The organism is Bifidobacterium callitrichos (assembly GCF_008698085.1).
Taxonomy (GTDB): Bacteria; Actinomycetota; Actinomycetes; order Actinomycetales; family Bifidobacteriaceae; genus Bifidobacterium; species Bifidobacterium callitrichos.
In genome coordinates, this window is record NZ_RZJP01000004.1 from 1 (window position 1) to 12,799 (window position 12,799).

At 63.4% G+C, this 12,799-nt stretch carries 11 protein-coding genes and 1 pseudogene; 7 read left to right on the forward strand and 5 right to left on the reverse strand.

Going from position 1 to position 12,799, the window contains the following annotated elements; genetic code table 11:
• Positions 1-22 precede the first annotated feature (22 nt).
• Positions 23-541 (forward strand): DapH/DapD/GlmU-related protein, encoded by a 519-nt coding sequence (locus EMB92_RS08825; RefSeq protein WP_395952085.1) that lies wholly within the window; start codon positions 23-25, stop codon positions 539-541.
• Positions 542-628: 87 nt separating this feature from the next.
• Here the strand turns inward: EMB92_RS08825 and EMB92_RS08830 are convergent, their stop codons facing one another.
• On the reverse strand, positions 629-1,423 hold the full coding sequence (locus EMB92_RS08830; protein ID WP_150394590.1) for a nitroreductase family protein: 795 nt from the start codon (positions 1,421-1,423) through the stop codon (positions 629-631).
• 489 nt (positions 1,424-1,912) lie between these two features.
• On the opposite strand from EMB92_RS08830, the gene urtA reads away from it, so the two are divergent.
• Genes urtA through urtE form a run of 5 tightly spaced genes read left to right on the forward strand, consistent with a single transcriptional unit; the run spans position 1,913 to position 6,934 of the window.
• Complete coding sequence (urtA, locus tag EMB92_RS08835; RefSeq protein WP_150394591.1) at positions 1,913-3,235, forward strand: urea ABC transporter substrate-binding protein; 1,323 nt, start codon at positions 1,913-1,915, stop codon at positions 3,233-3,235.
• 22 nt (positions 3,236-3,257) lie between these two features.
• Complete coding sequence (gene urtB, locus EMB92_RS08840) at positions 3,258-4,142, forward strand: urea ABC transporter permease subunit UrtB (protein ID WP_150394592.1); 885 nt, start codon at positions 3,258-3,260, stop codon at positions 4,140-4,142.
• 31 nt (positions 4,143-4,173) lie between these two features.
• A complete protein-coding gene (urtC, locus tag EMB92_RS08845) occupies positions 4,174-5,298 on the forward strand; it encodes an urea ABC transporter permease subunit UrtC (RefSeq protein WP_150394593.1) in 1,125 nt (374 codons plus the stop codon).
• A 14-nt stretch (positions 5,299-5,312) separates the two neighbouring features.
• Positions 5,313-6,233 carry an urea ABC transporter ATP-binding protein UrtD gene (gene urtD / locus EMB92_RS08850; protein ID WP_223847657.1) on the forward strand — a complete coding sequence of 307 codons (921 nt, stop codon included), beginning with the start codon at positions 5,313-5,315 and terminating at the stop codon, positions 6,231-6,233.
• Complete coding sequence (gene urtE, locus EMB92_RS08855; RefSeq protein ID WP_223847658.1) at positions 6,233-6,934, forward strand: urea ABC transporter ATP-binding subunit UrtE; 702 nt, start codon at positions 6,233-6,235, stop codon at positions 6,932-6,934. The genes urtD and urtE overlap by 1 nt, the downstream gene beginning before the upstream one ends.
• A gap of 18 nt (positions 6,935-6,952) precedes the next feature.
• Here the strand turns inward: urtE and EMB92_RS08860 are convergent, their stop codons facing one another.
• From EMB92_RS08860 to EMB92_RS08870, 3 genes are all read right to left on the reverse strand, one after another.
• Positions 6,953-7,798, reverse strand: a complete 846-nt coding sequence (locus EMB92_RS08860) for a YoaK family protein (RefSeq protein WP_150394594.1) — start codon at positions 7,796-7,798, stop codon at positions 6,953-6,955.
• 309 nt (positions 7,799-8,107) lie between these two features.
• Positions 8,108-8,542 carry a cupin domain-containing protein gene (locus tag EMB92_RS08865; protein WP_223847659.1) on the reverse strand — a complete coding sequence of 145 codons (435 nt, stop codon included), beginning with the start codon at positions 8,540-8,542 and terminating at the stop codon, positions 8,108-8,110.
• A gap of 128 nt (positions 8,543-8,670) precedes the next feature.
• Positions 8,671-9,507, reverse strand: coding sequence for a class I SAM-dependent methyltransferase (locus tag EMB92_RS08870; RefSeq protein ID WP_150394595.1), 837 nt, complete (start codon positions 9,505-9,507; stop codon positions 8,671-8,673).
• Between the two features lie 328 nt (positions 9,508-9,835).
• On the opposite strand from EMB92_RS08870, the pseudogene EMB92_RS08875 reads away from it, so the two are divergent.
• Positions 9,836-11,089: pseudogene (locus EMB92_RS08875) on the forward strand (OFA family MFS transporter); the annotation flags it as partial.
• Between the two features lie 338 nt (positions 11,090-11,427).
• Here the strand turns inward: EMB92_RS08875 and EMB92_RS08880 are convergent.
• Entirely contained in the window at positions 11,428-12,699 is a 1,272-nt protein-coding gene (locus EMB92_RS08880; RefSeq protein ID WP_150394596.1) for an MFS transporter, read from the reverse strand.
• Positions 12,700-12,799: the final 100 nt, after the last annotated feature.

Consider the following 12,799-nt stretch of genomic DNA (forward strand, 5'->3'; position numbering starts at 1 on the left):
GAAGCTAAGGCCTTGCACGGCGATGGTACTGCACCCGAGAGGATGTGGGAGAGTAGCACGTCGCCGCTACCAAACATCACATGGGCCCCGGTCGAGCAACAGCTCCCGGGGCCCAACCCACACCCACAACACAACCGAATCCCCGGCAGGACACGAGTCCCCGGGGATTTCTCATATCCGGACACACTTTGTTCCCGATTACTGTTCCATCTCCGGCACGGAACGTGCCGAACGCGTCCGGTCCACGCATCCGGTCGAGCTCGCGGATCGTCTCGTCGAAGGCTGGAAGCCGGGGGATGCGCACTACCGGTGGAACACGTACGCCAAGCCGATCCGCATCGGACGCGGCTGCTGGCTGGGCGGCGGCGTCATCGTGCTGCCCGGCGTAACCATCGGCGACGGCACGGTGATCGGCGCCGGATCGGTCGTCACGCGCGACATCCCCGCGAACGTGGTCGCCGTCGGCAACCCGTGCCGCGTACTGCGATCGATCAATGAGTCTGATCGCTCCGATTGCAGTGCGTCAGCTGCTCGAAGGTGAACATGGGCTCCACTGTAATACAGGCCTGTCGTCTGCTGTCTCTTGATCAGTGGAGCCCATTGACATAATGTACGTTATGCCAGAAGGTCACTTCTCCAGATGGAAACCTTGGGCGGCGGCCTTGTCCAGCAGAGACTTGTCGCTCACATCCTGGGTGCTGACCTTGGCGATCTGGTCGCTGAAGGCATCGACCGGGCGATCGGTGTTGCGCAGATCGTAGTACCGGTGCACGGTCTCGTCGAACGCCTCGAGACCGTCCAGCGCGGCGGACTCATCCGCGGATGGGTACACGTTCTCGAAGAACTGCATCGAACGTGGCATGCGCGGCTTCAGCGCAGGCTCCTGATCGGGCTTGCCGATCGCAAGGCCCAGCACCGGATACGTGTACTTCGGCAGATGGCACAGTTCGATCAATTCCGGAATATCGTTGAGCAGCGAGCCGAGGATCACGCAGCCGAGACCGAGCGAATACGCGGCGGTCTCCATCGCGTGCAGCGCCAGAACGGCGTCGTTCTGCGCCTGCGTGAAACGGTAGCTGGTGGCGAGACCCCAGTCGGGGGAGGACGTGTCGACGCCCTTGCGTTCGGCGATGCGCGCGTTGCGCTGCTCGTCGAGGATGAACAGGTACAGCAGCGGCGCCTCGGCGATGTACGGCTGGTGGCCGATCTCGGCGAACTTCGCCTTGATGGCCGGATCGGAGATGCGGATCGCGGACCAGTCGTTGAGATACTGGCTGGAGGCGGCGTGCTGCGCGGCGGTCTCCAGAACGGCGCGGGTGTCGTCGTCGATCGGATCGGCCTTGAACTTGCGGATGGAACGACGGTTGAGCAGAGTGGCGACCGTCTCGTTGACGGCGGCGGCATTATCGGAATGTGTGGTCATAGGGCCATTATCGCAGTCCTACGGGGAACGGGGAAGGGCGATTCCGCTGTGGGCGGCATACGGTTGGTTGCCACGGCAGCTACTACCCTTCAGTCCCGCTTCGCGGGCCAGCTCTTCCTGCAATTACGGACGCGCTGCGCTCGCATTACTCTGGCTCGCCTGTCGGCTCGCACGTTGCCTACAAACAGCTCTGCTGTTTGCTTACGGCAACGTCCCGTCAGAGGGGGCCGAGAACGAGGGGCCAAGTTCTGTGGGAAGAAATCGTTTACGTGATGGACATCAATGAGATGTGAAGGAAACATCAGGGCAACGGCGGGGAAAGCGGAAGATGCGATGCTGACTCCTACAAGCGTTCAGGGTGGTGCGCGGGGCGGCGCCCATCCGACGCGGTCCCGCACACCTCACATAACGCGACAACACGTTGTCAACACATTGTGCCAACCAACCAACGGACGTCAACCACGTCGTACGCGTAAAGAGAGGGACCGTATGACTACATCACGTGCCAGGAAAATAGGTGCCAGACTGGGGGCCGCGGCATGCGTGCTCGCGGCAGTGCTGTCCACCGCCGGCTGCGGCTGGGGGCGTACGGTCGCCGAGAAGGAGGCCGCCGAGGCAGCGGGCAACGGCGGGTCGGCGAACGCCACGTCGTGCGTCGACACGTCCGGCAGCACGATCAAGGTCGGATTCGTCAACTCGCTGTCCGGTACGATGGCGATCTCCGAACAGACTGTCTCCGACTCGCTGCACATGGCGGTCGACGAGATCAACGCCAAGGGCGGAGTGCTTGGCAAGAAGATCGAGGTCGTCCAGCAGGACGGCAAGTCGGAGCCGGCCGTGTTCGCCGAGAAGGCGAGGACCCTGATCGAGAAGGAGTGCGTGGCCGCGGTGTTCGGCGGTTGGACCTCTTCCTCGCGCAAGGCCATGCTGCCGGTGTTTGAGGCCGACAACGCGCTCCTGTTCTACCCGCTGCAGTACGAGGGCATGGAGGCGAGCCCGAACATCTTCTACTCCGGTGCCGCGCCGAACCAGCAGATCGTGCCCGCCCTTGATTACCTCAAGGAGAAGGGCTACAAGAAGCTGTTCCTCGTCGGATCCGACTACGTGTTCCCGCAGACCGCGAACCGCGTGGTCAAGGCGTACGCCGAAGGCAACGGCATGCAGGTCGTCGGCGAGGAATACACCCCGATGGGCTCCACCGACTTCACCACCATCGTCAACAAACTCAAGTTCTCCGGCGCGGACGCGGTCGTGAACACCCTGAACGGCGACTCCAACGTCGCGTTCTTCAAGGAGTACAAGGCGTCCGGCCTCAAGGCCGACACCGTGCCGGTCATCTCGATGTCCATCGCCGAGGAGGAGGTCTCCGCCATCGGCGTCGACAACGTCAAGGACCAGCTGACCGCCTGGAACTACTACCAGACGCTCGACAACGCGCAGAACAAGACGTTCGTGAAGAACTTCAAGGCCAGGTACGGGCAGAACCGCCCGACCTCCGACCCGATGGAGTCCGCGTACACCTCCGTCTACCTGTGGAAGGGCATGGTCGAGAAGGCCAAGTCGTTCGACGTGGACAAGGTCAAGGCGGCCGCCGACGGCGTCACCTTCAACGCGCCGGAAGGCAAGGTCAAGGTCGACGGCGAGAACCACCACATCTACAAGACCTCGTACATCGGCAAGATCGGCGCCGACAAGCTCATCCACACCGTGTGGAAGTCCGACGGTCCGATCAAGCCCGATCCGTATCTGAAGACCTATGACTGGGCGAAGAGTCTGAGCGCAAGCGTCGAAGACTCCGGCACGAGCAACTGACGAGAGAGAAGGACACGAAACAATGGGTATGCTATTTCCTCAGATCGTAGCGGGTCTGTCCAACGGATCGATCCTGCTGCTCGCCGCTCTGGGCCTGTCGCTGACCTTCGGTCAGATGGGCGTCATCAACAACGCCCACGGCGAGTTCATGATGGCCGGCGCGTACACCGCGTACGTGATGAGTACGGTCATCGGCAACAAGGCTGTCTCGCTGGGCGTCGCCCTCGTCGTCGGATTCGTCGTGGCCGGTCTGCTGGGCCTGCTTCTGGACGTGCTATTGCTCGAACGCATGCGCAATCGCCCGCTCGACACGCTGCTCGTCACCTTCGGCGTCTCGCTGGTACTCCAGCAGCTGGCGCGCGACATCTTCGGCGCGACCCCGGTGTACGCCTCCGCGCCCGACGCGCTGACCAACCCGGTGACGGTGTTCGGCTACAGCTTCTCCGCCGGCCGACTGTTCATCTTCATCCTGTCGATCGTGTGCGTGGCCGCGCTGTACGCGGTCCTGAAGCTCACGCCGCTCGGCCGCCAGATCCGCGCGACCTCCGAGAACCGCGATCTCGCGGAGGTGTCCGGCATCTCCACGAAGACGGTCGATCACGTGACGTTCTTCCTCGGCTCCGGCATCGCCGGCATCGCGGGCGTGGCGCTGAGCCTGCTCAACTCGATCAGCTTCAACTTCGGCACCACGTTCATCGTGCAGGCGTTCCTCGTGGTCGTCGCCGGCGGCGTCGGCCAGTTGAAGGGCGCGGTCATCGCCTCCTTCGTGCTGGGCCTGTGCCAGTCCTCGATCGAGCTGCCGACCTCCGCGTCGATCGGACAGGTGGCCGTCTTCCTGATCGTCGTGATCTTCCTGCAGTTCCGTCCGCAGGGACTGGTCGCCATCCGTTCGAGGAACCTCGCGTGAACCGCGTGAACGTGAAGAGAGGGAACAACAAATGAACGCTACTGGTTTTGGTGCTTTCTACCTCAAATACAAGCCGTGGATCGGCGCGGTCATCGCCATCGTGCTGATCTTCCTCGCACCCGCGATCCTGAACGTGTACAATCTGGGCCTCCTGTCGAAGTACCTGTGCTACGCGATGGTCGCCATCGGCATCGGACTGGCCTGGGGCCAGGGCGGCATGCTGACGCTCGGACAGGGACTGTTCTTCGGTCTCGGCGCGTACGTGATGGCCATCCACATGAAGCTTGAGGACATCGGCCCCGGTCAGGTGCCCGACTTCATGGCCCAGTACGGCATCACGCAGGTGCCGGGCTTCTGGGAGCTGTTCCGCAACCCCGTGATCGCCGTGATAGGCGTGGCCGCAGTGCCGGGCGCGATCGCCGCGATCCTGGGTCTGGCGGTGTTCGGACGTGGCGTGCGCGGCGCGTACTTCGCGATCCTGTCGCAGGCGCTCGTCGCCGCCTTCGCGGTGCTGCTCATCGGCCAGTCCAAGACGACCGGCGGCACCAACGGCCTCAACGACTTCAAGGGCTTCTTCGGCTACGATCTGACCGACCCGGCCAACAAGCGCATGATCTACTACATCTGCGCGTTCCTGACATTGGCCATGGTGCTCATCGTCTACTGGATCCGCCGCTCGTTCATGGGCAACCTGATCATCGGCGTGCGCGATCAGGAGAACCGTATGAAGTTCCTTGGCTACAACCCCGCGTCCATCAAGGTGTTCGCCTTCTCGATGGCGGCCATGTTCGCCGGCATCGGCGGCGCGATGTTCGTGCCGGTCGTCGGCATCATCTCGCCCTCCGACATCAGCGTGACGCCGTCCATCCTGATGCTCGCCGGCGTGGTCATCGGCGGACGCACCACCCTGCTCGGCCCGCTGGTCGGCACGCTGATCATCCGCTTCGCCGAAACGCAGCTGTCCGAGGCATATCCGTCCGCATGGACGTACCTGGAGGGCCTGATCTTCATTCTGGTCATCGCGTTCGTGCCGATGGGGCTGGGACAGTTCAAGGGCGTGTGGCCGTGGATCAAGGACAAGTTGGGACTCGGCGGAGCCGGGGCCATCGGTGCGGCCAAGATCGCTGACACGAAGACCGCAGCGGTGAACGCATGAGTGAGGAGAGGAACATGAGCTCGAACCCTACGACTCCCGCCTCGAAGGAGGATCTGGAGCAGCTGCGCGCCGAAATGGTGCAGATGCGTGACGAAGCCAAGCGCATGCGCGATGAGGCCGCGGCCATGAAGGCCGAGATCGCCGAGGAGCGCACCAAGCTGCACGACCAGCTCGCGGTGCTTGACGATCGCGGCGGCCAGTGGAACGACTATCTGGAGGTCAAGGGCCTCCACGTCGAATTCGACGGATTCGTCGCGGTGAAAAGCCTCGACCTGACCGTCGAACACGGCGACCTGCGATTCCTCATCGGACCGAACGGCGCCGGCAAGACCACGATCATCGACGCGATCACCGGTCTCGTGCCGGCCACCGGATCGGCGAAGTTCCGCGGTGAGGAGCTCCTGGGACGCAAGCCGAACGACATCGTCAAACTCGGCGTCGGACGCACGTTCCAGACGGCGTCCGTCGTCGAGGAGCTGTCAGTGCTGGAGAACTTGCAGCTCGCCGAGGGATTCCGCAAGAAGGGCCGCGACCTGTTCCGCACGGTCGGCGGCGTCTCGCAGAACATCGAATACATGCTCGACGTGTGCAACCTGACCGACGACATGAACACGCCCGCAGGCATCCTGCCCCACGGCAAGAAGCAGTGGCTGGAGATCGGCATGCTGCTCGTGCAGGACGCGCACCTGCTCCTGCTCGACGAGCCGGTCGCCGGCATGACGCCCGCCGAACGCGTGCAGACCGGCGAGCTGCTCAAGCGATGCAGCAAGAACCGCACGGTCATCATCGTCGAACACGATATGGAGTTCATGCGCCAGTTCGCCGACTCCGTCACCGTGCTCAATCAGGGTGAGATCCTCGCCGAAGGTTCGGTCGAGGAGATCCAGAACAACGAGGAAGTCGTGAACATCTATCTCGGTGGAGGTGACCGGTGATGGCAATGCTGGAAGTGAAGGACCTCAACACCGGCTACGGCAAGGTGACGGTCGTCAACGACATCAGCTTCGACGTGGCGGCCGGGCAGTGGGTCAGCATCGTCGGCAACAACGGCGCCGGCAAGACCACGCTGCTCAAGGCGCTGCTGGGACTGCTGCCGGTCACGTCCGGGTCGATCACGTTCGACGGCGACGACATCACCAGGATCGCGCCAAACCAGCGTATCCGACGCGGCATGGCGTTCGTGCCGCAGGGGCAGCAGTCGTTCGGCACGATGACCGTCGACGAGAACCTGCACGTGGTCGCCGACCGGTACGGCGCCGAGGCGAAGGCGCGCTACGACGAGGCCGTGGAGATGTTTCCGATCCTCAAGGAATTCGCCGGACGCCGAGCCGGACTGCTCTCCGGCGGCCAGCGCCAGCAGCTGTCGATCGCCCGCGCGCTGATCACCAGGCCGAAGCTCATGATCCTCGACGAGCCGACCGAAGGCATCCAGCCGAACATCGTCGCGGAGATCCAGAAGGCGATCCGCACGATGGCCGAGCAGAAGGGCATCGGCGTGGTGCTGGTCGAACAGAAGGTGCAGTTCGCGGTCGAGCGCGCGGATCGGTACTACGTGCTCGCCTCGGGGCGGTTCATCGCCAGCGGCGAGGGCGGTGCCGATCAGGTCGAGGCCGCGAAGGAGGCCATGCGCGTGTGAGCGGTGTGGCTGGCCGGGTCACCGTCTGCCGGCGCCTGCGCGTCGGCTGGTGGATCGGCCGGTGACGTGGCTGGTGGATCGGCCGGTGACCCATGGCGCCGTCGAGGTGAGATGCGGGAACATCATCGCCATGACCGCCAGCAGGCATCCGATCATCACCATCAGAATCACATCCTCGTGACCATGCGTCTGCAATAGCGCGCCGGTCAGCGCACCGAGCGCCAACGCGACCATCACCACCGCGCGACGCCCCAGCTTCGACTGCTCGTGACCGTGGGCCGAGGTGTCCGCGACGACGCCGGTCAATGTCATCGTCAGAACCGTGGTGGGCAGATCCGGAACCGACAGCTTGCGGGCCGTCGAGTTCTGGATGCCCATCGCCGGGGCGAGCAGCACGATCATCAGGATGATATGCAGATCGATATGGTTCGCGGTCGGGAAGTTGAGACTTGGTCCGGAGGAGGTGGTCGCCGCCGGCATGAACCTGTTGAGCAGACGGATGCCGACCAGCGCGGCGATCACGAACAGCGCCTGCACGCCGGTCGAGACCAGCAGATGCCGGGCGCGATGGTGGCCGAAATAGTGGATGATGCGCCCGCCGATCAACGCGCCGACCATGAACGCGACCAAAGTCAGCGCCGACGTCCACCAGACGAACCCTTGAGCGTGGGCGATCGAGAAGCCGAGGAAGACGATGTTGCCGGTCACGTTCGCCACGAACACATGCCCCAATGCCAGGTAGCTCAACGCATCCACCAGTCCGGCGACGAACGTCAGGATCACCAGCGCGGGGGAGAGCAGACCGTACCTGTCGTCCTTGCGGGGGATCAGCGTGCGACCGGCTTCGGCGAGATGCGATGTCATGGTTGGGGAGGAATCCTTCGTACGTGGAAAAAGACCACATACAACGTACGCTGAGCCGTGGGCAGGGTGATGGGTGATGATGCCCGGACGGGGCCGGGGCGGGGCGGCGTACGGTTTCCGGGGGCATCGGGGGCCTAGCCGCCGCCAGCGTACGCTGAGCGGTACTGAGCGTACGCTAACCGTGGCCATAACGGGAAGATCACCCGTTTTCGTATTCCTACTTGCGGTGAGCATACGAAATCGGGTGATCAGATGGTTATCCTCCCCACGAACGTACGCAGAGAGGAGCTCGGCATACGTTCTCCGGGTTCAGCTGCGATTGTCGAACATCTGCAACAGCATCTTGCTGGGTTCGAGCGCGTAGACGGTGTGCGGCAGGCGCGCGCTCAGGTAGACGATGCCGCCTGCGGTGAGTTCCACCTCGCGCTCGCCGCCGCCGACGCGCAGTCGACCTTCGAGCACCTGGATCGTCACCGGCATGGCAGCGGTGTGCTCGCTCAGCGCCTGATCCTTGTCGAAGGCGAAGAGCACGGCGCGCAGACCATCCTCCCGCAACACCGTGCGGGAGACGGTCGCCTCCTCCTGAATGTCGATCAGCGAGGCGAGATCGGCGACATATCCCAGATGCGGCTCGGCCGAGATGGCGTGTCCCTCGGCGTCCCGCCTGCACTTGCAGTGATGGCCGCCGCCCTGCCTGCAGGCATGCTGTTCGTTCTGTTCGGTTTGCTGGTTGTCATCAGCCATGATGTGCTCCTTTACCTCGGTGTTTTCGGTGTCCTGTGTGCATTGGATTGGGTTTGTTTTGGCTTCCCTTGTCAGGGGAGCTGGCCCGCAAAGCGGGACTGAGGGGTAGTCGTTATGTGGGGATTATCTCATGCCTCGGGCTTGCGCACCACGAACGCGATGCCGGTGAGCTCGTTGCGATACGTATTGAACGTGGCCTTCATGTTGAGCACTCGGGCGCGAATGTCCTTGTCTCCCAGCACATTGCGCATGATGCGCAGCACTCCGCCGATGCCCTCATCGGCGATGTTGCGCCGCATGTCCAGCAATGCCATTGGCTCCCTGCCGCTCCACAACACCTCGAATCCCGCGGATTCCAACAGTTTGCGCCATTCCACCTCGGTGAGCGGACGCGCATTCACCTTGATGCTGCGGGCCAGCGCCTTGCGGATCTCCTCCTTGACGGAGTCGTCCAGATCGTCCGGTTGCAGACCAAGCTCATGAATCGAATAGGTGCCACCGGCGCGCAGCAGTCGGAACGCCTCGTCGATGATCGCCCGCTTGCCGCGATCGCTCTGCATGGTGAGCATCGCCTCGCCGATTATCACGTCAGTGCTGTCCGTGTCGAGCCCGGTGTCGGCGGCGTCGCGCAGGACGCAGCTTGCGGGGATGGCAGGCCGTCCGGACTGTTCCGATTGCTGCTTCGTCAGGCGGGTGATGATATCGACGACCTGCGAATCGCGGTCCACGCCATGATAGCTCTTCGGCTTCTGGTCCAGAATCGCCTTGGTCGTCAGGCCGAGTCCCGGAGCGAACTCGACGACGTCTTTGCCGGTGACGACGGTATGGGCGAGCATGCGTTCGGTGAGCTTCTTGCCGCCGGGGCGCAGCACGCGCTTGCCGATGCGCGCCAGCAGCCAGTGACCCTGCAGATGCGCGGGATCGCGATCGGACTGGGGAAGCGGTAGGGAGTTATTGTCGGTCATGAATCGTGATGCTATCGGCACCGGCTTCGGCGCACAAGAGTGTTGCGAAAAGCCATGACGACAATAAGACGACGGAGATGTGAGAAGTCTCATACTTTGTGTAGCTGAAACTCTGGCCTGTGGCATTGGCAATGGCGTTATAGTGCTATTTGTCGGCGTAGACGGGGGTCAGTATCGCCGATGAAACGAACATCATGGATGTTGCAACTCGCTTGTGGGAGTGCGGGTATTGAATGAATGCAACGGTCGTGATCGTTCATGTTTGGCGGGGTGTCTCTCGCGGACCGACGGATGTCGTACTCCATCAGTTACGAAAGGATCCGTCTGTATGTCAAGGTTTACCGGGAACCGTTGGACCAGTGCGATCGCACCCGCGCTGCTGATCCATATTCCGATCGGCACGGTCTATTGCTGGAGCGTGTTCAAGCAGCTCATCGCCGATCGTCTCCACGCAAGCCCCGCCTCCGTGGAATGGGGCTTCTCGCTCGCGATCTTCTTCCTTGGCATGTCCGCCGCGTTCGCCGGGCCGATGGTGGAGAAGAACATCAGGAAGTCCGCGCTCGTCTCCATGTGCTGTTTCGTGGTCGGCTTCGCCGGCACGGGCGTGAGCATCGCCATGGGATTCCTGCCGGGCGTGTTCATCTGCTACGGCGTGATCATGGGCATCGGACTGGGCGTCGGCTATCTGACGCCGGTCAAGAACCTGATGCTCTGGTTCGCGGATAACAAGGGCTTCGCCACCGGCATCGCCGTCGCCGGATTCGGCCTCGCCAAGGCCATCGCCAGCCCGCTCATGGAGTACCTGATCGGCACGGTCGGCCTGGTCTCCATGTTCTACATCCTCGCCGCGGTCTACGCGGTGATGATGCTGATCGGCTTCCTGCTCATCAAGCGCCCCGCCGGATGGGTCTACGATCCCACCACCTCGCACGTCAGCCGTATCACAATCCTCAGGAAGCCGGTGTTCTGGGGCATCTGGATCGCGTTCTACATCAACATCACCTGCGGTCTCGCCCTGATCAGCCAGGAGAAGGACATCCTGCACGACGTGCTCCGGGCGCTCCCGCAGTATGCCGGCCTTGATGGTGCGGCATTTGCCGCCGCGATCGCCGGCGTGATCGGACTGGTGCTCGCCGTCGACTCCGTGTTCAATACGGCCGGTCGCGTGGGCTTCTCCACGCTTTCCGACCATCTCAAGCGTCGTGAGACCGTGTATCAGGTGATCTTCATCATGTCGATCGCCGTGTGCCTGCTGCAGGTGGTCACCAACAGCATCGACAACGCCCTGCTGTGGGCGGTGCTGGCGATGCTGTTCCTCGTCAACGCCGGCTACGGCGGCGGCTTCTCCACGCTTCCGGTGCTGCTCGATCAGCATTTCGGCACGAAGACCGTCTCCACCACGCACGGCCTGACCCTCAGCGCCTGGGCGTTCGCCGGCCTGTCCGGCAACCAGCTGGCGGCGTTCGTGGTGGCCCACGCGCCCGATCAGGCGCACCGCTACGCCGCGCTCATCCCCGTGCTCGCCGGGTTGTTCACCGTGGGGCTGATCAGCATCAGCCTGGTCGCCCACTTCGGCGGCAGGCGCGGTGCGGGCGCCGAGGGTACTGGTGTTGCTGATGCTGGCGTCGGTGCCAGTGCCGCTGACGCCGCTGGTGCCGAGGTCGCTGCCTCCGCCTCCGGAGTCGCCACGGCCGCGTGATGCCCTTGGGTGACGTCGGGATGGCCTGGATGCCTCCGGGTGTCCACGGATGACGTCGGGATGCCCCGCTTGACGCTATAAAACGCGTCTCCACCCCTTCTCGGCGCGACAATCTCCCGAACGGAACGGCCATTTCGTGAGATTGTCGCGCTGAATTGAGGTCAATGCAACAATCTCACGAAATGGCCCCGGATTTCGGGAAATTGTCGCGCTGGAAGGAGTTAGAACCGACTCGTCACATAGGCGATCGGAGGCAGCAGCGCAACCGCCAGCGCGAACGTCACCGCCAGCACCGCGCCTTCCGACCATGTGCTGTATGCCCAGCCGTACGCGATCTGCCCTAGCGGCTGCGCGCACATGCTTGCGGAGAGAGCGAGCGACATCACCTTGCCGGTCATATCCTCGGGGCATGTCATCTGAATCGTCGGTACGGCGATGAGGTTCGAGAGGGTGATGGCGACCATGGTCCCGCAGGTGCCTGCCGTGAGCACGGCGAGGCGCAGCCCCGCGCCTGCGGGAAGCGCCATGACGAGCGCCTGGGGAAGGATGGTGAGCGAGAAGGCGGCGATCGCCGTTGGGAATCGCCGCATGGAGAGCGACTTTGCGATTCGTCCCCCGACGAGCGCAGCGATCAGGCCGGACGCCCCCACAAGGCCGTATGCGAGTCCGTATGCTGTGGAGCCGAATCCCAGCGATGTCCGCACCATGTAGGGAAAACCGACCTCCGCGTAGCCCGTCACCAGGAAGTTAAGTGCGGCGCAGAGCAGCACCAGATGTAGCACATGGGGACGCTCGCGCGTGAGGAAGCGTCCTGCCGCGCGCAGGTCGTCCAGGGCGGAGGCGCGCTTTCCGTCCCCGCGATCTGGTGCGCCGAGCCGGATGAAGCATTCCACGACGGCGGCCGTGCCGAATCCTGCGACCGTGATGCCCATCATGGGCATGGCGCCAACCGCCGCGTAGAGCACGCCGCCGAGCACGGCGGGCACGAGCATGCTCGTCTGGTTTACGACGTTGACCACGGCCATTGCGCGACGCATCACGTCCTCGCCATGCGAGCGGAACATCTGTGGCAGCGCCGCCTGCACCGTGGGCGTCTCCATGGCGTCAAGCACGGCGAGTACCACTTGCATCACGGCTATTGCGGCTAGGTTGAAGCCGATGGTCGAGAAAATCGCGGCGCACAGGAGCACCGTCGCGGCCGAACATGCGTCAAGCGCCACCATGACGTTTCGGCGGTTCGTGCGGTCCGCCACCATGCCGCCGAGGGGCGAGAGCAGGATCGTGGGCAGGATGCTCGCCGTGAGGATGGAGGCGAAGGACGCGGCGGAGCCGGTTTCGTCGAGCACCCACATGGACATGGCGAAGCGCAGCATGAGATTGCCGAAGAGGGATATGCCGAGGCCTGCGATGAGCAGTGCGAAGTCGCGCGTGCGCAGAGGGTCAGTGGGCCGGCTCGTCTGTGGTTCGATCATATGGTCGTCGGTGTCTGTCATGATGGCTTCCTTTCTATTAAGACCGACCGTCGGTCGGTAAAAAATGGCAACAAGCACCCCAAGCGGGATGCGAGAATCTCTCAGCGGCATGACACGAGAT